This window comes from Thalassospira marina (assembly GCF_002844375.1).
In the GTDB taxonomy this organism is placed as follows: Bacteria; Pseudomonadota; Alphaproteobacteria; order Rhodospirillales; family Thalassospiraceae; genus Thalassospira; species Thalassospira marina.
Genome location: NZ_CP024199.1, coordinates 4,423,764 through 4,444,057, shown reverse-complemented (window position 1 = coordinate 4,444,057; position 20,294 = coordinate 4,423,764). Strand labels below are relative to the sequence as shown.

General features: G+C 56.2%; 18 protein-coding genes and 1 riboswitch. Of the genes, 13 read left to right on the top strand and 5 right to left on the bottom strand.

Features of this window, described 5'->3' with window-relative positions; translation table 11 throughout:
- Positions 1-39 precede the first annotated feature (39 nt).
- Positions 40-244: riboswitch (cobalamin riboswitch) on the bottom strand.
- Between the two features lie 487 nt (positions 245-731).
- Complete coding sequence (locus CSC3H3_RS20250; protein ID WP_245881205.1) at positions 732-1,358, top strand: hypothetical protein; 627 nt, start codon at positions 732-734, stop codon at positions 1,356-1,358.
- Between the two features lie 170 nt (positions 1,359-1,528).
- On the opposite strand, the gene CSC3H3_RS20245 is transcribed toward CSC3H3_RS20250, so the two are convergent.
- Together CSC3H3_RS20245 and cobS are read right to left on the bottom strand one after the other, a co-directional pair.
- The gene (locus CSC3H3_RS20245) at positions 1,529-2,179 is read right to left on the bottom strand and encodes a histidine phosphatase family protein (RefSeq protein ID WP_101285993.1); all 651 of its coding nucleotides are present in this window, start codon (positions 2,177-2,179) and stop codon (positions 1,529-1,531) included.
- A complete protein-coding gene (cobS, locus tag CSC3H3_RS20240; RefSeq protein ID WP_157831967.1) occupies positions 2,176-3,150 on the bottom strand; it encodes an adenosylcobinamide-GDP ribazoletransferase in 975 nt (324 codons plus the stop codon). The genes CSC3H3_RS20245 and cobS overlap by 4 nt, the downstream gene beginning before the upstream one ends.
- A 119-nt stretch (positions 3,151-3,269) precedes the next feature.
- On the opposite strand from cobS, the gene cobT reads away from it, so the two are divergent.
- Positions 3,270-4,304: a nicotinate-nucleotide--dimethylbenzimidazole phosphoribosyltransferase gene (cobT, locus tag CSC3H3_RS20235; protein ID WP_101285991.1), complete on the top strand. Its 1,035-nt coding sequence runs from the start codon at positions 3,270-3,272 to the stop codon at positions 4,302-4,304.
- A gap of 127 nt (positions 4,305-4,431) precedes the next feature.
- Here cobT and CSC3H3_RS20230 read toward each other — a convergent pair whose 3' ends face one another.
- Entirely contained in the window at positions 4,432-5,667 is a 1,236-nt protein-coding gene (locus CSC3H3_RS20230; RefSeq protein WP_101265525.1) for an EAL domain-containing protein, read from the bottom strand.
- A gap of 393 nt (positions 5,668-6,060) precedes the next feature.
- On the opposite strand from CSC3H3_RS20230, the gene CSC3H3_RS20225 reads away from it, so the two are divergent.
- Both CSC3H3_RS20225 and rfaE1 read left to right on the top strand, forming a co-directional pair.
- Positions 6,061-6,642 carry a D-sedoheptulose 7-phosphate isomerase gene (locus tag CSC3H3_RS20225; RefSeq protein ID WP_101265523.1) on the top strand — a complete coding sequence of 194 codons (582 nt, stop codon included), beginning with the start codon at positions 6,061-6,063 and terminating at the stop codon, positions 6,640-6,642.
- 133 nt (positions 6,643-6,775) lie between these two features.
- Entirely contained in the window at positions 6,776-8,248 is a 1,473-nt protein-coding gene (rfaE1, locus tag CSC3H3_RS20220) for a D-glycero-beta-D-manno-heptose-7-phosphate kinase (RefSeq protein ID WP_101285990.1), read from the top strand.
- A gap of 29 nt (positions 8,249-8,277) precedes the next feature.
- Here the strand turns inward: rfaE1 and CSC3H3_RS20215 are convergent, their stop codons facing one another.
- Together CSC3H3_RS20215 and cbiB are read right to left on the bottom strand one after the other, a co-directional pair.
- Positions 8,278-8,910 carry a nucleotidyltransferase family protein gene (locus CSC3H3_RS20215; protein WP_101285989.1) on the bottom strand — a complete coding sequence of 211 codons (633 nt, stop codon included), beginning with the start codon at positions 8,908-8,910 and terminating at the stop codon, positions 8,278-8,280.
- Between the two features lie 27 nt (positions 8,911-8,937).
- Positions 8,938-9,954: an adenosylcobinamide-phosphate synthase CbiB gene (gene cbiB, locus CSC3H3_RS20210; protein WP_101265517.1), complete on the bottom strand. Its 1,017-nt coding sequence runs from the start codon at positions 9,952-9,954 to the stop codon at positions 8,938-8,940.
- Between the two features lie 262 nt (positions 9,955-10,216).
- Between cbiB and CSC3H3_RS20205 the strand changes: the two genes are divergently transcribed.
- The 9 genes from CSC3H3_RS20205 (at position 10,217) to CSC3H3_RS20165 (ending at position 20,284) form a co-directional block, all read left to right on the top strand.
- Positions 10,217-11,335 (top strand): sirohydrochlorin chelatase, encoded by a 1,119-nt coding sequence (locus tag CSC3H3_RS20205; protein WP_101265515.1) that lies wholly within the window; start codon positions 10,217-10,219, stop codon positions 11,333-11,335.
- A 32-nt stretch (positions 11,336-11,367) separates the two neighbouring features.
- On the top strand, positions 11,368-12,054 hold the full coding sequence (locus CSC3H3_RS20200; protein ID WP_101285988.1) for a precorrin-8X methylmutase: 687 nt from the start codon (positions 11,368-11,370) through the stop codon (positions 12,052-12,054).
- Positions 12,055-12,061: 7 nt separating this feature from the next.
- The gene (cbiE, locus tag CSC3H3_RS20195) at positions 12,062-13,408 is read left to right on the top strand and encodes a precorrin-6y C5,15-methyltransferase (decarboxylating) subunit CbiE (protein ID WP_101285987.1); all 1,347 of its coding nucleotides are present in this window, start codon (positions 12,062-12,064) and stop codon (positions 13,406-13,408) included.
- A complete protein-coding gene (gene cobI, locus CSC3H3_RS20190) occupies positions 13,405-14,142 on the top strand; it encodes a precorrin-2 C(20)-methyltransferase (RefSeq protein ID WP_101285986.1) in 738 nt (245 codons plus the stop codon). The genes cbiE and cobI overlap by 4 nt, the downstream gene beginning before the upstream one ends.
- Positions 14,139-16,145, top strand: coding sequence for a precorrin-3B C(17)-methyltransferase (gene cobJ / locus CSC3H3_RS20185; protein WP_101286346.1), 2,007 nt, complete (start codon positions 14,139-14,141; stop codon positions 16,143-16,145). Before cobI ends, cobJ begins: the two co-directional genes overlap by 4 nt.
- 2 nt (positions 16,146-16,147) lie before the next feature.
- A complete protein-coding gene (gene cobM, locus CSC3H3_RS20180; protein WP_101285985.1) occupies positions 16,148-16,918 on the top strand; it encodes a precorrin-4 C(11)-methyltransferase in 771 nt (256 codons plus the stop codon).
- A gap of 173 nt (positions 16,919-17,091) precedes the next feature.
- Positions 17,092-18,495: a circularly permuted type 2 ATP-grasp protein gene (locus CSC3H3_RS20175; RefSeq protein WP_101265505.1), complete on the top strand. Its 1,404-nt coding sequence runs from the start codon at positions 17,092-17,094 to the stop codon at positions 18,493-18,495.
- A gap of 15 nt (positions 18,496-18,510) precedes the next feature.
- On the top strand, positions 18,511-19,461 hold the full coding sequence (locus CSC3H3_RS20170; RefSeq protein ID WP_101265504.1) for an alpha-E domain-containing protein: 951 nt from the start codon (positions 18,511-18,513) through the stop codon (positions 19,459-19,461).
- A gap of 1 nt (position 19,462) precedes the next feature.
- On the top strand, positions 19,463-20,284 hold the full coding sequence (locus CSC3H3_RS20165; RefSeq protein ID WP_101265502.1) for a transglutaminase family protein: 822 nt from the start codon (positions 19,463-19,465) through the stop codon (positions 20,282-20,284).
- The last annotated feature ends 10 nt before the right edge of the window (positions 20,285-20,294 follow it).

Genomic DNA, 20,294 nt, shown 5'->3' with positions numbered 1-20,294 from the left:
TGGTCTCCACCCGAGACCCGGTTGCAGTTGATGCCCAATGATCGGGCATCACCACTGGCAGGTTTCCTGGCTTCGGGCATGTCGGTCATTTCCCTTCCCAAAGGGGGTTATCCCATCCTTCAGTGGGTGGCAGGTTTTTCTGCCGCAAATGACCCATCCCGTTACAGTTGCGGGGGCAGCATCGGTCTTGCACCGATTTCCCGTTACCAGTCGGCGCGGCGACACTAGCCCAAAAGACTCTCGATTAGAAGGCCCCGCGTCGCATTGGCGTTTTTCTCCCAATAGGAGAACAGGCGAGTCCCGCCAACCGCACCGGTTGTTAAACACATTAAATTCAGTGTGTTAGGGGGTTTCCTGCGAAATAAAAAATTGGCCCGTCACAAACGCGAAAATTTTGGTGCATCCGCCAGACCAAAAACCCCTGATCACCGCAGATATCAAGGACCGGTGCAGAACCGGACCTATATCCAACCCGCACGGGGTAAGCCCCGGCAACTTAAAGAATAAGTCCGCCCTAGACGAAAGGTCAGTATTTGTAAGAATTGATATGTTGAGGCCATTTTGTCTTTGAGGGAACATCGGAGCCATAAAAAGGAATGTAAACACACCGGGAAAACCCGGGTGTAGGGGACCCGAGCGCTGTCTGCATACCGTCATTCCAGATAACTTTAAAATTGTTTGTCCCGATGGCTTTAGAACACTATGTCGAAAAGATTCGCGCTCAGGAAATATTGATCTGGCAGACCACGTCACGCCGTGACATGTGGACCAAGCTGCTTGACCGGCTTCAAAACGATGCGCCGCATTTCTCCAGCTTTCTGGAGCAACATGCCGACGACAATGAAGTAGTGCTGCGCCGCCGCCAGGTGCGCGCGCTTTACAAGGCTGACCCCGAACTGGGAATGGTTGCGGCCATTATCTGGACGCATGCCCGTGGTATCCGCGTTAACGCTCTTTCGCTGCTGGTGCGCGACCTGCCAACCCTGGTCGAGCTGTTTGACCGCGACGATTTCAGTGATGAATCGCTCAACCATTTGCTGGGCCAGCCGGGTATTTCCGTCCCCACCGCCAGCAAAATGCTGTCAGCCTGCGGTAAAAACTTTGATGGCATTCCCGCTGCCATCCTTGATGATTCAATTTCAGCCGCAATTGAAAGCTCTGAATTCGCCGAAGATTTCCCGCGCACCAACCTGTTGCGCGGCAAAGCCCGCAGCCGCCCGCTTGATTATTACAAAGCCTATCTTGCCGATCTGAACGATCTTGCGATCAAACACGATATCTCGCATGACAATCTTGATCGCTTCCTTGCCGAATTCACCGGCAATGGCGAAACCATCGCCAGCCGCAAATCGGCCTGATTGTTTACAATCACCGCATGTTTCACAGGCCCAACCGGCCATTGTTTACCAAAGCGACAATGGCCGGGCCTGAATGCGCGACAAACCTGCCACAACAATTCGATATCGATATAAAATCGGCGGCGGGTCAGCCCGTAACGCGATTATACAGGAAGCACCGGAAAAACCAGTTAATCCTGGCAAAGCTGCAAATTCACCCCGCCAATCCGCCAACCGGGGTTTTCCGGCGCATCAAGGTAATCAATGCGCGTCAGTCCCAGCGGGGAAATATCAAACGACAAGGCAGCCGACGGTTTAAGCCCCAGAACTTGGGCAAGAATGGCGCGTATTGTCCCGCCATGTAAAACAGCCACAATATCGCATCCCACATGGTTCTGGTTAAGCCTGCCAAAGGCCTTTACCGCCCGCTCTGCCAACTGGTTAAAACTTTCACCATTTGGCGGGATGGCATTGGCATAATCATCCCAAAACTGGCGGGCTTGATCTGTCGGGATATCCGCCCATCGAAGCCCTTCCCAGTCACCGAAATTCTGTTCACCCAATTCGGGCACCTGAATTGGGTCATCAGCTGCCCGCGCCGTATCTTCGCCGGATTGTTTTGAACCACGCAAATCCTGCACCTGATTTAGGGTATCGATGCTTCTGGAAAGCGTGCTGGTGATATAAACCGGGTTACGGGGCAGAGTTGCGGCCAAAAATTCCAGTGCGGGGCGGTTATGAAAAACCGCCTTAAGGTCGGTCGCGCCATAAATCACACCTGCCGGGTTTTCCACCGGGGCATGGCGGATCAACCACCAGCGGGTAATGGCAAAGCTGCTCATACCAGGCCCTTTGCCAGCAATGACAATAACGATATCGCAACGAAAATTTCAGCCACGATCTGGCTACACCCCAGAACATCGCCACTTTGCCCGCCAATTTGCCAATATGCAACCAGCCCAACCACCCCGCAGGCCAACCCCATGGCGAGCAATGCGCCCAGCATCAAAACCGGGCCTGCCACCAGCATGGTGATGATAACAGTAAACAATAATGCCACCATCAAGGGCACAAGGCCGGGCCGCCCCGCACCACGCCCCAAACCATCGGGCCGGGCAGGGGGCAAGATGGCCATCATGGCGGGCATGGCAAGGCGCGAAAACATGGCAGTAACGATCATGACCATCATGAACACACCCTGTTCAATCGCCTGTTCCAGCACAAAAAACCGCGCGGCAAAGGCAAGGATCAGGGCAACAACGCCGTAACTGCCAATCCGGCTGTCACGCATGATTTCAAGTTTGCGTTCGCGCGTGGCCCCGCCACCAAAACCATCCCCGCAATCGGCAAGGCCATCTTCATGCAGGGCACCGGTCAGGCCGACCATTGCCAGCAAGGCAAAAACCGCCGCCAGCCCGGCATTGCCGGTTAACCACAACAGGGCCTGTGCCGGTAAAACCGCAATACCGGCCAAAAACACCCCAACCAGCGGCCAACACCAGACAGACCGGGCAATAAGGCCAGATTGAAAATCAAGCCGGGCGGGCCAGGGAATACGCGAAAGCAACATCAGGGCACGGCCAAAATCGGCGACAATCCATTCAGCAGGCCCATTTGCATCATGCCCGGCAGCACCCGTATTCACAGGCCTTTCCGCCGGTTCATCGCCCCCCAGATCATGATCAACCCCCGACGCGTCCCCAACGTCACCTTCCTGTGCATCTGCGCGATCAGCAGGGGATGGTGTTGCCTTCGCGCTGGCTTTTTTGCCATCGCGGGCAGAATGGGGGGATAGGGGCTGATCTGGGGACACCGGCATTTTCCGATTTTCAAACTGGCAATTTCGCTGGGGGAAGACTAATCATGGTGCGCAACAAAGCCAAGCACCATTGCCCACCATTGGCGCTTCCTGCCGCCCGGAGACTTTTTTTCATGTTCGATCCCAAACACCCGCCGCAAAATCTGGACGATATCCGTGCCCTGATGGCCGACCTGCCCGCCGCCGACGAGGCCGCGCGCGACGCCGTTATCGCCCGGGAACCCCAATTGACCAAACCGGAAGGGTCGCTGGGCCGGCTTGAGGAAATCAGCCTGTGGCTGGCAAGCTGGCAGGGTAATGCCCGGCCACGCGCCAACCGCCCGCGCGTAACCATTTTTGCGGGCAGCCACGGTGTTTGCGAACAGGGCGTTTCGGCCTTCCCCGCCAGTGTGAACCAGCAAATGGTGGAAAATTTCATTAATGGCGGTGCCGCCATCAACCAGATTTGCAAGGCCGTTGACGCCGAATTGCGGGTGATGGAAGTTGCCCTTGAAATTCCCACCAATGATTTCAGCCGCGAAGCCGCCATGCTGGATGAAGACTGCGCCGAAGCCATGGCCTTTGGCATGAGCGCGGTTGAAACCGGACTGGATGTTTTTGTGCCCGGTGAAATGGGCATTGGCAATACCACGGCTGCGGCGGCCATTTCCCACGCCCTGTTTGGTGGCGCCCCGGAAGACTGGACCGGCCGTGGAACCGGCATTGATGACAGCACCCTTGCGCGCAAAACCCACGTGGTAGGTGATGCAGTGATTTTACATCGCAACCAGATGCGCGACGGGCTGGAAGTGCTGCGCTGTGTTGGCGGGCGTGAAATTGCCGCCATGGCCGGTGCCATCCTTGCGGCACGCCTGCAGCGCGTGCCGGTCGTGCTGGATGGTTATGTTTCCTGTGCGGCGGCTGCCGTGCTTTACAATATCCGCCAGGATGCGCTTGATCATTGCCTGGTCGGCCATTTGTCAGTTGAACCGGGCCATCGCAACCTGGTGGAAAAACTGGGTAAAAAGCCACTTCTGGAATTCAATATGCGCCTTGGCGAAGGGTCTGGTGCTGCCTTGACGCTGCCTTTGCTGCGCGCCGCGGCTGATTGTCATAACGGTATGGCAACGTTTGAAACAGCCCATGTCAGCAATCGCGACGAAAACTGATATCAGGCCTTCCGTGGCCATATCCGGCCGCATCCGGCCGTTATAAACAAAAACACCGTCAGATCGGATCTGGCGGTGTTTTTTAATCTGATATTGGCAGAATATCCCTGCCCCGGCCGGTCAGCTGTTATTTTTTCGCCCGGGCATATTCGTTTAAAAGCTGTTCGACATAACGCCCCTGGAACATGGTGATATTGACGGAATGGCCAAAATCAATGGCGTTCTGGTCATCGCAGCGGCACATGATCACGCGGGTATCGCCCGCGGCATTAATCGCCTCGCGAATTTCATTCACCTTTTCTTCCGGCAGGTCCTTCATTTCCGGCGACCACATCATTTTGATCGTATCAACGCCCAGCTTGTTGCGGTTGATATAGGGAAGCGACAGGTGACTGATGCCATCGATGCTGATGCGATAACCGCGATCCCGGCAAAAATCGCGGGCAAAAAAGAACGCGCCCAGATCGGCAAAAATATCGATCTTTTGCAGTTCCAGCACAATCGTCCCGCGCTGCCCGGCTTTGACATTGCTGTCAAAGGTCAGGAAATCCGGCGATAGCAGGGTTGATACATTCAGATTGATACTGACCGACCCCGAAACGCTGGTGTCGTTGGTCCGCGACAGCAAAGCCAGCATACGACGGTCGAGAATTTCGGTCAGATGCTGAAACAGCCAGCGATTGGACGTCACATTGATGTCGGGCAGCAGGGTGTGCTGCAAATCGCGGATCGAAATAAACAGTTCATGAAAAACCGGCGTTGGCTGCGCCCCGCCAACCACGGCACAAATCGCCTGACGGCGCATCAGGTTCGACAGATCCGCACGGCGCAGGGCCTCGTCAATCCGACCGAGAATTTTTGGTGTTAGGGGGGCGCCATCCTGGTTCTGGTCCGGGGCATCGTTATGGCGCTGGGCTGCCTGGCTTACGGCCTTTTCACGGCCGGCATTGCTGCGCACCAGGCGCTGGGTCAGATGCAGGAAGTCCTTGTATTCCTTATCGACATCAAAAAAGTCGGTAAAGCTGGCTGGCATGCCATCGGGGTCAACACCATCGGCCAGCAGCGGGTCATCATTGAACAGGAATTTCAGGCGGAAAATAGCCGCATTGACCTCATCAAGGTACTTCTGTTCATAGATGAAAATGATGTCCTGATTGGTCAGAAAAAACAGGCGGCCTGTTACCACCGGCACCAGTTCCTCGAACGCGGTCAGGCAGGTGCGGATATGGTGTTCACGGCGATTATAGTTCTGCAATTTCGAAATATGCACATGCACGGCACCCACGCCCTGTCGCCGGCGTTCCAGACGCCGGACATAATCAACCAGAAACGCCTCGGGTGAGGGCAGTGAATTATCAGACATGTTTACCCGGTTGTTTGCACATTCGATCCGAAAACACGGATTCCGAAACAATATAAAGTGTTATCCTTAACAGCATATGTATCCGACCCCTGAAAATTGTCGAATAATTTCTTAAAATCTTCCGCATGTGATGGCCCGATAAGCAATAGCCACAGTGAAACCAAAGTGCTAGTTTCGCCGCGATCATGATCCTTTGACCACGGTTAAGGTCTGACATATGGCGATGCCAGCGCATCCTGATAACCGGCCATGCCAAATTTCATGGTCTGTCATGGGGCCAAACCGGCTAAAAGCGGGGCCATATGGCAGAAATAACCGCAATGGACATGATGACGCCGTGACCTGCGCACGCAACCTGGCTGCCACCTGACAATTTCAAGATATGAGCCGAAAATGGACATTAACACCTTTTTTGATGCCGAATTTGACGAGCATTTCGATCTGGTCAACAAAACGCGCGAAGCCACGCGCGCGCCGTTTATCAAGCTGGTTGACCTGTGTGAAAATGCGCTGAATGCCGGTAACAAACTGCTGTTTTTCGGCAATGGCGGCTCTGCCGGGGATGCCCAGCATATCGCAACCGAATTTACCGTCCGCTATGTTCATAACCGTCGCGCCCTGCCAGCCATCGCGCTGACCACCGACAGCTCGGCGCTGACCGCGATTGGCAATGATTTCGGGTTTGATCATCTGTTTGAACGCCAGGTCGAAGCCCTTGGCAAACCCGGCGACATTGCCATTGGCATTTCCACATCGGGAAACAGCAAAAACGTCAATCTTGCCCTGCAAAAGGCCAGCGAAATGGGGCTGATTGCTACCGGCTGGACCGGTCGTTCGGGCGGCGATATGGCAGCACTTTGTGACCCGGTCATGATCGTTCCCAGCCAGACGACGGCGCGCATTCAGGAAATGCATATCATGCTGGGCCAAATGCTGGTCGGTATGCTGGAATACCGGCTTGGCCTGCGCGATTGATACCTGGCCTGCGCTGCTTGCCCCTGCCTTTCTGGCGGGGCTGGCGCGCAGCCATTAATCGCCTGTGCTGCCTGCCAAATTTTGCCATCAACCTGCCTATTGCTTGCGATAACCGATACCGAAAGTAGCGTTCATGACCGATTTAAGCCATCTTGCCCGTCTGGTTGAAGACCTGGGAAATGCCAAAATCCTGTGCATTGGCGATGTCATGCTTGATCGCTTTGTTTACGGATCGGTCACACGCATTTCACCCGAAGCCCCCATTCCCGTTATTCGCGTACAGCGTGAAAGTGCGATGCTGGGCGGGGCGGGCAATGTGGTGCGCAATGCCACGGCACTGGGTGCTTCGGTCAAATTCCTGTCGATGGTGGGAGATGACCTGCCGGGTCGCGAAGTGATGGAATATGTCGCCGGTGACAAGCTGGTTGAACCCTATATCCAGATCGAACGTAATCGCCCCACCACCATCAAAACCCGTTTTATCGCTGGTGGGCAGCAATTGTTGCGGTCTGATAACGAAACCACATCACCGCCTGCCGACACCACACTGACCCATGTTGGCGACCTTGCCGCGCAGCTAACCCCGGATGTCAATGCCGTGGTCCTTTCCGATTACGGCAAGGGGCTGGTGGACAGCCATTTGATCCGCGCGACGATTGCTGCGGCCCGTGCCGCTGGCAAAACCGTGATTGTCGACCCGAAAGGCAACGATTACAGCCGTTATCGCGGGGCAACCCTGGTAACCCCCAACCGGGCCGAGGCCGAAGCCGCGACCGGCATTGCGGTGAATAACGACGAGGATGCCATCCGCGCCGCCCGGCACATTATTGATAATTGCGGTATTGAAAATGTCCTTCTAACGCGCAGCCAGGATGGCATGACGCTTGTCCCGGCAAAAGGCGACGCCATCCACCTGCCGACCGAAGCCCGCGAAGTTTATGACGTATCGGGTGCCGGGGATACGGTGGTGGCCTGCCTGGCTGCCAGCATTGCCGCAGGCAGCAACATTGCCGATGCCGCGCGCATTGCCAATGTCGCGGCGGGCATTGTTGTGGGTAAAATCGGCACTGCTGTTGTTTACCCCGACGAATTGATTACGCTGTTGCATCATCATGACCTGATGATTGGCGAAGCCAAGCTGATGAAGCTTGATCGCATGGTTGACCGCGTCGAACGCTGGCGACGCAAGGGATACAAGGTTGGCTTTACCAATGGCTGTTTTGATTTGCTTCATCCTGGCCATATCAGCCTGTTACAACAGGCCCGTTCGCAATGCGACCGGCTGGTGATCGGCCTTAATTCCGATGCATCGGTCAAACGGCTGAAGGGCGAAACCCGCCCGGTTCAGTCCGAAGCGGCCCGTGCAGCCGTTCTTGGATCGCTTGAAACCGTTAGCGGCGTTGTGATTTTCGATGAAGATACGCCGATTGATGTGATCTCGGCCCTGAAACCCGATATTCTGGTCAAGGGTGCGGATTACACCATTGAAACCGTGGTCGGCGCCGATATCGTGCAGGGATATGGCGGCAAAGTGTTTCTTGCCCAATTGGCGGATGGTTTTTCAACCACCTCGACCATTGCGCGGATGAATAAAAAACCCGAATAACCGACGTTATTTCGATATCAAATCAAAATTCAAACCGGGTCATCCCGCCACGGCAGGATGGTCAGATGCGGCCAGATTTTACCCCAGCGTTCAGTTTTTTGCCGATAAACCGCTGCCACCGGCAAGGCCCGGTTGGGCACCACATGCCCGGCCAGCACATTTTCAAGGCCGAACGGGGCATAGATTGCAAAATCCCCGTCTTTGCCCTGCCGTAAGCCAATCGCAGTTGTCTGATAGGCGAAACGGTCAATCCCGTCGCTGGCGCGGTGAACATCCCCATAGGCAAAGCCAAATTTCGGTTCATACCAGATCGGCACCCGCGCCTGGTTGCGGGTTTCGATGCGCACCGGTATGTCAGCACACAGGGTGGCAACCTGTTTGATCACGCGGTCTTCGGCATCAAATCCCGTATCGGGATCGAAATAAAACAGGTCGTAATCATCGATATGGGCAACCAGATCGTACCCCGCCTGAATATTCCAGATGGTTTGCGCCAGGCACCCGGCTGTTAACCACCAGTCCTGCAGGCCGAAATGCGCCATGCGGCTTAAAATCGCCTGAACATGGGGGTTCTGACAGACCAGCGAAACGAAAGTGCGGGCATCACTGTCGATTGCCGCATTTTCAGGGCTGATCACAATGTCATGTAAACCGGGTTTCATCACAACGGCGTCCCAATGTGCTTGGGTTTAATGGTTCAGGGCCATCCAGATCACGACTGGCCACAGCCCGTTTAAAATACAGGCCAGCACAAAAACCCGCAAAGCCGCCCGGATATCATCGGGTGTCGCATCACGCCGACCATCCCCAATATACGGGTCCTGGACAATTTCGCTGCCATATTGGCGCGGCCCGGCCAGGGACAAATCCAGCCCGCCTGCCATTGCCGCCTCCTGCCAGCCAGCATTGGGCGATTTATGTTTGCGCGCATCGCGCCACATAGTTGCCCATGCCCGGCGCCCGGCAGCAAAGCCCAGCGATATCAACACCGCCAGGCATACCAGCCCCCCAGCCAAACGGGCAGGAATAAAATTGGCAACATCATCCAGCCGCGCGGCAAACCGCCCGAAATAAAGATAACGCCGGTTGCGATGGCCAATCATGGAATCAAGGGTATTGATCGCCTTATATAGGCACAGGCCAATCGGCCCGCCCAGCGCAAACCAGAAAAGCGGGGCAACAACCCCGTCGGAAAAATTCTCAGAACAGCTTTCAATCGCCGCCCGGCTGACCCCGGCGTGATCCAGACTGGCCGGGTCCCGCCCGACAATCATGGAAACGGCACTGCGCCCTGCGGCAAGGCCATCGTGCTCCAGACGATCAGCAACGATCTGCACATGCTGATACAGCCCCTTTTGCGCGATCAGCACACCGAGCAGGAAAATCTCGGCGGCAATGCCCGACGGGGCCTTCATGGCCCAGAACTGAACAAGCCCACCCACAGTACCGGCAACCAAAAGCACGATCAGCACGGTTAACGCACCACGCAGCAGGCGGTCGCCATCGCTGCGATCAACGCGGTTCAAGCGTTTTTCAAAAAATGAAATCAGCCGACCAATCCAGACAACAGGATGGGCAATGCGTGAAAACAGCCACGGCATATCCCCCACTGCCGCATCAAGGGCCAAACCCAAAATGATGACAGCAACGCCAAAGCCATAAATGCCCGGTATCGGGACAAAAAAATCGAAAAATGCCTGTTCCATCGCCGCAAGATGCGGCGATGGCGCGATTGCGTCAATATGACTTTACAGATCAGGCCATTAACCATTTTCATAATTTTTCAATATTCTTCATAACTTAGCCGGCATCCTGTAACAAACCTGCACAGTCAAAAGTACAATTCCCGAAGCTGCTGCTTGCAATCGGGTGTTCAATCAGGGAAAACGTGGGGGACATCGGGCGGCAGCAGGTGCCATTTGGCACTGCTGGACCGCATGGCGAGAGAGAGAAAAAGGAGCAGCCTTTATGTCCCCCAAAGGTGCCATCATGATCTGCGGTCACGGTTCCCGTGATGACCGCGCGGTTTCACAGTTCAACAATATGGTTGAACAAATGAAACAGACCCATTTCGCCGATTACGATGTTGAAAGCGGCTTTCTGGAATTCGCCCATCCCATTTTGCGCGATGGTTTTGAAAAGCTGAAAGCACGCGGCCATAAAAAGATTTACGCCCTGCCGGGCATGCTGTTTGCCGCAGGACACGTCAAAAACGACCTGCCAAGCGAAGTAAACAATTTTGACCACGAAAACCCCGATATCACGGTAAAATTTGGCCGCGACCTGGCAATTGACCCGAAATTGCTGCGCGCCAGTGCCGACCGCATCGAAGAAGCCCTGGCAACCGCCGATAACAGCATTGATCGCAAGGACACCCTGCTGATGGTGGTGGGGCGTGGCACCAACGACCCCGATGCCAATTCCAATGTCTATAAGGTTGCGCGCATGCTTCAGGAAGGCATGGGTTTTGGCCGGGTTGAAATCAGCTATTCGGGTGTGGCGCATCCGCGCGTAAATGCGGGCCTGCGCGAAGCCATGAAAATGGGCTATAAACGGGTTGTCGTTTTTCCCTATTTTCTGTTTGTCGGCATTTTGATCGACCGCATCTATACCCATACCGACGAGGTTGCGGCAGAATTCCCCGATGTCGAATTCATCAAGGCGTCGTACCTGGCCGATCATCCGCTGGTTCTTGAAAGCTTTGCCGAACGCCTGGCCGAAATTGATACCGGCGATAACAATATGAACTGCCAGCTTTGCAAATATCGCGAGCAGATCATTGGTTATGAAGGCGATGTTGCCACACCGCAGGTCGGCCATCATCACCATGTGATGGGCATTGGCACCGATGGTCACAGCCATTCACACGGGCATAGCCACGGGCACGGGCACAGCCATGGTCATTCGCACGGGCATTCTCATGGCCATTCCCATGATCACAACCACGATCACAGCCACGATCACGGCCATTCGCACAGCCACAGCCATGCGCACAGTCACGACCATGATCATGCCCATAACCACGATCATGATCACAGCCATAATGCAGATGGCGCGCACGACACTGTGGAAAAAACCGGCAACTAACCAGACCGGGACCAGGCTCGAAGGGCGGGGTTATGTTTGAATATCTGCGTGATCCGCAGGCCATATATCGGCAAAGCTTCGCAACCATCGAAGCCGAAGCCGACCTCGCCCGTTTTTCCGACGAATTGCGGCCCGTTGCCATACGCATCATCCATGCCTGTGGCATGGTTGAAATGGCCGAAAACATTGCCTTTGGCGGCGATGTTATCGCTGCGGCGACAACGGCCCTTCTGGCGGGAAAGCCGGTTTTAACCGATGCGGAAATGGTTAAAAACGGCATCATTTCACGCCTGCTTCCGGCTGATAACGCCGTAATCTGCCGCCTGAATGACGAGAACATCCCCGCCCTTGCTGCCATGATCGGCACCACCCGGTCGGCCGCAGCGGTTGAAACCTGGACCAATGATATCGACGGGGCCATTGTTGCCATTGGCAATGCACCTACCGCCCTTTTTCACCTGCTTGATGCGGTTTTAAACGGCCATTTGCCCAAACCCGCCCTGATCATTGGCATGCCGGTCGGCTTTGTGGGTGCGGCCGAAAGCAAGGAAGCATTGATCGAACATGCAGGCAAAGCCGGTATTCCCTTTGCCACCCTGCGCGGGCGATTTGGCGGCAGTGCTGTAACCGCCGCCACGGTAAATGCCCTGGCCCGCATTGCCAAACCTGCCGAAAATGCCGATGGTACGCCCCCGTCATCGCCCGGGACGAAGGGATAGACACACCATGCCAAATACCGACATCACCACGCAGAATGACGACACGCCTGCAACAAATGGCAAAATCACGGTTATTGGCATTGGCGAAGATGGTTTTGCCGGCCTTTCGCCCGCGGCCACCCGGGAAATAAAACAGGCAAAAGTCATTTTTGGTGGCAAACGCCACCTTACCATGCTGCCAGACGACATTGCCGGGCAACAAATAGCCTGGCTAAGCCCGTTTGGCGATAACATGGCCGAAATTGCCCGTTACCAGGCCCAAAACCCGGTCATTCTGGCCAGCGGTGACCCGATGTTTTACGGGGTTGGCAACACCCTGGTCAATCATTTCGGGTACGAAAATATATCTGTTTTTCCGGCACCATCCTCCATCAGCCTCGCCTGTGCGCGCACCGGCTGGGCATTGGCGGAATGTGATGTGATCACCCTTCATGGCCGCAAACCCGAAAATTTGCGTGCCTGCCTGCGCCCGCGCGGCCGCATCATTGCCCTGTCGCACGATGGCAGCACCCCGGCACTGGTCGCGGTAATGCTTTATGAAGCAGGTTATGGCGATAGCAGGCTGACCATTTGTGAAAGGCTGGGCGGTGATCATGAAAAAATCACCACCAAAACCGCCCGCGAATGGCAGCATGATGCCTTAACCCGCCTTGAAGGCAGCGATATTGACCCGTTGAATGTGATTCTGATCGATCTGGTCGCCGATCAAAAAGCCACCATTTTGCCGCTTGGCCCTGGCCTGCCCGATGATGCCTTTATCCATGATGGCATGATCACGAAATCCGATATCCGCGCCCAGACCCTGGCATCGCTGAGCATTTGGAAGGGCGCCATATTGTGGGATCTGGGGGCAGGATGCGGCAGCATTTCCATAGAATGGATGCGCCTTGGCGGCCAGGCCGTTGCCATCGAACAGGATGGCAATCGCTGTGATATGATCCGCAAAAATGCAACACGCCTTGGCACACCCGACCTGATCGTGCATCACACCAGCATCCTTGCTGCCCTTGAGGCCGCAGCCGCCAGCACCACCAACAGCGATTATAACGGCATCGGTGATGCATCAACCGAGCGTGCAAAAACACATGGCTTCCCGGCACCTGACGCCATTTTTATTGGCGGGGGCATCACAACACCGGGCCTGATGGAAACATGCTGGGGCCTGTTACCGCGCCACGGGCGACTGGTGGCTAATGCCGTCACCCTGGAAGGCGAACAGGAACTGTTTCGATTTTATAATAAAAATGGTGGCACGCTTTCGCGCTTTGCCGTATCCCGGCTGGCCCCGCGCGGCAGCTTTACCGGCTGGCACAGCCTTGCCCCGGTCACCCACTATGTCGGAGTTAAATCATGACCGCGAAAGCAGGCAATTTTGCACCCGTCACCAAAAAGGGTGCAGCCTATGGACTGGGCATTGGCCCGGGCGAGGCCGACCTGATCACGCTTAAGGCGTATAAAATCCTGCAGGAAGCGGATGTCATTGCCTATCCCGCGCTGGAAGACGGGGCCAGCCTGGCCCGGCAGATTGTCGCCCCGCATATGCCCGAAGGCCGCACGGAAATTGCCATTCGCATCCCGATGGGGCCACCGGCCGATAGCATTTACGATGCTGCCGCCCTTGAAATTGGCGAACATTTGCGCGCCGGGCGTACGGTTGCAGTATTATGCGAAGGTGACCCGTTTTTTTACGGCAGCTTCATGTATCTGTTTGGCCGTTTGGCCGAAGCAGGTTTCCCGGTGCAAAGCATTCCCGGTGTCAGCTCCATGATGGCCTGTGCCGCCCAGCTTGGCGCACCACTTGCCGCGAAAAACGATGTTTTGCAGGTTATTCCCGGGCCTTTGCCCGCCGACCGCCTGAAATCGCAACTGGCTGATACCGATGCGGCCGCCATCATCAAACTGGGCCGGCATTTTGCCAAGGTCCGCCAGGTGATTGACGAACTGGGCCTGACAGACCGTGCGCGCTATATCGAACGGGCCACCCTGGATAGCCAGAAAATGGTGCCGCTGGGTGAACTGCCAACCGATGCCACCGCGCCCTATTTTTCAATGATCCTGATCCACCGTCGCGGAGACGCATGGAAATGACCACCAATCCGACCAATTCAACCATTCCGGCCACCGCGAATGGCGCTGATCCGATGCTGCCGACCGATCCTATCGCGCCGATTGCCGTAGTCTGTTTGACCCAGCGCGCCTTGCCGACGGCCAAACGCATTGCATCCGTTCTGCGCGGGGCCAGCCTGCATGGGTTGCGTACCCGGGTTTCCACCCGCGAGGTCGATATCGCCTTTGACGATACCATTGCGCATCTGCAACAAACCTTTGCTGCCGACCATGTGATTATCGGGGTTTGTGCCAGCGGTATTCTTATTCGTGCCCTGGCACCGCTTCTGGCCGGGAAATGGCAGGATGCCGCCGTGATTGCCGTGGATGAAGCTGGCGAAAACTTTATTCCGCTTCTGGGCGGGCATCATGGCGGCAACAAACTGGCGCGTGATCTGGCCGAAAAGCTGGGGGCGCGTGCCGCCATCACCACGCCGGGCGATGCCGCCCTTGGCCTGGCACTTGATGAACCCCCGATTGGCTGGAAACTGGCTGACAAGGCCGCTGTCAAGCCCGCAACCGCCGCCCTGCTGGCCGGGGCCAGTGCCAAAATCACCATTGATGCCGGTTCTGCCGCGTGGCTGACCAACAGCGCCATCCCGCGTGATGAAAGTGGCACCGTTGCCCTGCATGTGACCGCACGCGCCCAAACCACGATCCTTTCCGATCAGGCAGGCGAACTGGCCCCGGTGACCTTCCACCCGCCGGTATTGGCCCTGGGGGTTGGTTGCGAACGCAACTGCGAACCTGCCGAGCTGATTGACCTTGCCGAAAAAACCCTGGCCGATGCCGGGTTAAGTGCCAGTGCCGTTGCCTGCGTTACATCGATTGATTTAAAAGCAGATGAACCCGCCGTTCATGCATTGGCGCGGCATATGGGTGTTCCGGCCCGTTTCTTTACCGCCGCTGAGCTGGAAGAACAGGCACCGCGCCTGCAAACACCATCCGACATTGTATTTGCCGAAACCGGCTGCCACGGCGTTGCCGAGGGTGCGGCCCTTGCCACCGTTGGTGAAGACGGCACATTGATCGTTGCGAAACAGAAATCAAAACGGGCAACCTGCGCCGTTGGCCAGTCGACCGAGGATATCACCCCGCAAACCACCGGGCGCGGGCAGGGGCGTTTATCCATTGTTGGCATTGGCCCTGGCCAGGCAAGCTGGCGCAGCCCCGAAGCCAGCACCCTGATCGCACAGGCCAGCGATATTGTCGGCTATCAGATGTATCTGGACCTGCTGGGGGATTTGATCACCGGCAAGGAACTGCACCATTCGGACCTGGGTGCCGAAGAAGCCCGCGCCCGCCATGCGCTGGAACTGGCGGCCGAGGGGCGTGACGTTGCCCTGATCGGGTCGGGTGATGCGGGCATTTATGCCCTGGCAACCCTGGTATTTGAATTGCTGGACCGCGAAGACAAAGCAGCATGGAACCGTGTTGCCATTCAGGTATCACCGGGTATTTCGGCCCTGCAGGCTGCCGCATCACGTATTGGCGCACCCCTGGGCCACGATTTTTGCGCCATTTCCCTGTCCGACCTGCTAACCCCGCGCGAAGATATCCTGCGCCGGATTGCCGCTGCCGCCGCGGGCGACTTTGTTATTGCCTTTTATAACCCGGTTTCCAAACGCCGCCGCGATCTGCTGGCAACGGCACGCGACATGCTGCTGGATAATCGCCCGGCGGATACCCCGGTCATCCTGGGCCGCCAACTTGGCCGCCCCGACCAGGAAATAACGGTCGTTCCGCTATCGAAACTTGAAGTCGACATGGTTGATATGCTGACCACCGTTCTGGTTGGGTCCAGCAACAGCAAGCATATTATCCGTGGTATGGGCGAATGGGTTTATACCCCGCGCGGTTACGCCAAAAAGGGGGCTGACGCCGCCAACGCCCCGGTGCATAGCAGCACCGGCAGCACATCAACCGGCACCACCCCCGGCCAACGCCCGAATACCGGCGATGCCACCGCAACAGGAAAAGAATAATCATGACGGTTCATTTCATTGGTGCCGGTCCCGGCGCGCCCGACCTGATCACTGTACGCGGTTTACGCCTGATCGAAAAATGCCCGGTCTGCCTTTATGCCGGGTCGCTTGTACCCGAGGAAATCGTTGCCAGTGCACCAAATGATGCCCGCGTGATTGATACCGCGCCGATGAATTTGGATGAAATCATTGCCGAGATCAAAACCGCCCACGACGCCGGGCAGGACGTGGCACGGGTGCATTCAGGCGATCCGTCAATTTACGGGGCGATTGCCGAACAGATCCGCCGCCTTGAGGAACTGGGCATTCCCTATGACATTACGCCGGGCGTTTCGGCCTATGCCGCCGTTGCCGCCGAAATTGGCGCGGAACTGACCCTGCCTGATATTTCCCAGACCGTGATTTTGACGCGTACCGCCATGCGGTCCTCGGCCATGCCTGATGGTGAAAGCCTGGCGGAACTGGGTAAATCCCGGGCAACACTGGCCATTCACCTGTCGATCAATAATCTGGTGAATGTCATTCGTGACCTGACCCCGCATTACGGCGAAGATTGCCCCGTTGTTATTGCCTATCGTGCGACCTGGCCCGATGCGCGCTATCTTCACGGAACGCTGGGCGATATCCGCGCCAAGGTCAAAGGCAGCGGCATTACCCGCACCGCCCTGATCATGGTGGGCGAGGTTTTTGGCCGTCGTGACTTCACCGATTCCCGGCTTTACGCTGCAGACCATCACCATGTTCTGCGCCCGAAAAAAACCGCCGCAAATTAATAACTGGCGGTTTTTGCCCAGTCTTTTCGCACCCGCAGCATAATTTTTCATCACTTGATGGAAACGAATAAAAAACATTCACTTTCTTCCTGAACAGCCTTGACCCCCGCCTGATCCGCTGCCTTTAATCTATACCAAGGTCGAAAATGACCTGAAAAGAAAGGGAATGGCGCATGTTCAACGAGATGGAAATGAACGGTCAGGTGCGCGAACCCTATCGCGCGCTGGTTGACTGGATGGATGCCACCGGGCCGGAAACACTGGCCCAGAAAAGACTGGAAGCCGAAACGCTGTTTCGCAAAATCGGCATTACCTTTGCCGTTTATGGCGAAGGTGGCGACCCCGAACGGCTTATTCCGTTTGACCTGATTCCCCGCATTTTCACCGCTTCGGAATGGCGCAAGCTTGAACGCGGTGTCAAACAGCGGGCGCGGGCGCTTAATACATTTCTGTACGACGTTTACCACAACGCCGAAATCATCCGTGCCGGGGTTGTTCCGGCCGATCTGGTTTATAAAAACGCTGCCTTCGAGCCCGCCGTGATTGGCATTGATCCGCCCCGCCGGGTTTACAGCCACATTGTTGGCGTCGACGTTGTGCGCGTGGGACCGGATGAATTTTACGTGCTGGAGGATAATTGCCGCACGCCTTCGGGGGTTTCCTATATGCTGGAAAACCGCGAAATCATGATGCGCATGTTCCCCGAACTGTTTTCAAAACTGCGGATCGAACCGGTTGACAGCTACCCGGACCAGTTGCTGAAAACCTTAAAAAGCATTGCCCCGCGCAAATGCGAGGGCGACCCCAATATTGTGGTTCTGACGCCAGGTGCGATGAACAGCGCCTATTATGAACATTCCTTTCTGGCTGATCAGATGGGTGTTGAACTGGTCGAAGGCCAGGACCTGTTTGTTTCCGAAGGCCGGGTTTACATGCGCACGACACGCGGGCCGGAACGGGTTGATGTGATTTACCGGCGCATCGATGATGATTTCATCGATCCCCTGTGTTTCCGCCCCGATTCGGTGCTGGGTATTCCGGGCCTGATGAATGTGTATCGTTCGGGCGGGGTTGCCATTTGTTCGGCACCGGGCGCCGGTGTGGCCGATGACAAGGCAATTTACACCTATGTCCCCGACATGATCCGGTTTTATCTGGGTCAGGAACCGATCCTGAACAATGTGCCGACATGGAAATGCGCGCGCGCTGACGACCTTAAATATGTCCTTGAACATCTGCCCGAACTGGTGGTGAAGGAAGTTCACGGGTCGGGTGGATATGGCATGCTGGTCGGCCCGGCATCGACCAAGGAAGAATGCGCGACCTATGCCGAACGCATCAAGGCCAACCCGTCGGATTTCATTGCCCAGCCAACCCTGGCCCTTTCGGCCTGCCCGACCTTTGTTGAAAGCGGCATTGCCCCGCGCCATGTCGATTTCCGTCCTTTCTGTCTGGTTGGCGACGATATCCGCCTGACACCGGGCGGGTTAACGCGCGTTGCCCTGCGTGAAGGGTCCCTTGTGGTCAATTCATCACAGGGTGGCGGTGTCAAGGATACCTGGATCATGGCGGAATAACGGGGAGGAACAGACATGCTTAGTCGTACTGCTGAAAATCTGTTCTGGCTGTCGCGTTATGTGGAACGCGCTGAAAACATGGCCCGCCTTCTGGAAATGGGCTATCGCATGGCATTGATGCCTGCCGCGGGCGATGGCAACCGTTCGGAATGGCGATCGGTGCTTTCGGCGGCAGGTTGCGCCGAAGGATTTGATTCCGACAATACCGAACTGTCACAGGCAACGGTTTCGGATTACCTCATTTTCAATCGGGATAACCCGTCATCGATCCTGAACTGTTTTGAATATGCACGTGCCAATGCGCGTGCCATGCGCACCGCCATCACCCAGGAAATGTGGGAAGCCCTGAATGGCGCCCTGATGGAATTGCGTAAAACATCAATGCGTAACCTGGCCAAAACCAACCTGCCGGGTTTTATTGACTGGGTCAAAAGCCAGGGCGCGCTGTTTCGCGGGGCAACGGATTCGACCATTCTGCGCAATGACGGGTTTGATTTTATCCGCCTGGGTACGTTCCTTGAACGTGCCGATAACACCGCCCGCCTGCTTGACGTGAAATATTACGTGCTGCTGCCCGAAACCAGCATGGTCGGCGACGGGGTGGATAATTACCAATGGACCACGGTTTTGCGGGCTGCATCCTCGATGCGGGCATTTCACTGGGTTTACCGCGATGATTATTCCCCCTGGCGGATCGCGCATTTCCTGATCCTCAATCCGTTCAGCCCGCGTTCGCTGGCGCATTGCATGGAAAATATCACCACCCATCTTGAACGCCTTGCCCGACAATATGGGCAAAGACAGGCCGTGCACAGCCTGGCGGTTGATACCTATTCGATCCTTAATCACGGGGATATGGACGAAATTTTCAGCCACGGCCTGCACGAATTTCTAAGCGACTGCCTGCAACGCTATCGCGCCCTGTCCGAAGCCATTGCCGAAACCTATTATTTTGGGGGGCAGTGACATGCGCCTGACAATCGAACATCGCACCCGTTACCGCTATGCGCCGGCGGCACGCTATGTCACGCAAAGCCTGAAGCTGACGCCATCACAGTTTGACGGGCAAAAGATCGTCGACTGGTCAATTTCGGCTGAAAATTGCGCCATCACATCGGAATTTACCGATGGTTATGGCGATACCATCAGCACCCTGACCTGCAATGGCCCGGTGGACCAGCTGGAAATTGTCGTGCGTGGCATGATCGAAACCAGCGACACCGCTGGCGTTTTGACCAACCACAAGGAAAAGGCACCGCCGCTGGTCTTTTTGCGCTCGACCGAAATGACCAAGCCCAGCACCGCCATTCGCAAGCTGGTTAAAACCGTCAGCAAATCGGTCGGGGCAAAAGCATCGCTGCTTGAAACTGCCCATGCCCTGGCGGCTGCCGTCCGTGACCAGATCGATTATGCACCGGGCACCACGCACGCCCATACCACGGCGGCCGATGCCCTGGCAGCCGGGCAGGGGGTTTGCCAGGATCATGCCCATGTGCTGATCACGGCAGCACGCCTGCTTGATATTCCTGCACGGTATGTATCGGGCTATCTGTTTGCCGATGCCGAAGGTGTGCCCCACGAAGCCGCCCATGCATGGGCCGAGCTTTATATCGACAATATTGGCTGGATCGGGTTTGACCCTGCCAATCGCTGCTGCCCGACGGATTTTTATATCCGGCTGGGATCTGGACTTGACGCCAGGGACGCCTCACCTATACGGGGCATACATTCTGGTGGCGCCGACGAGGATTTGGATGTAACCGTAGTCGTCGCGCAAGCCCAACAATAACTGGACTAAA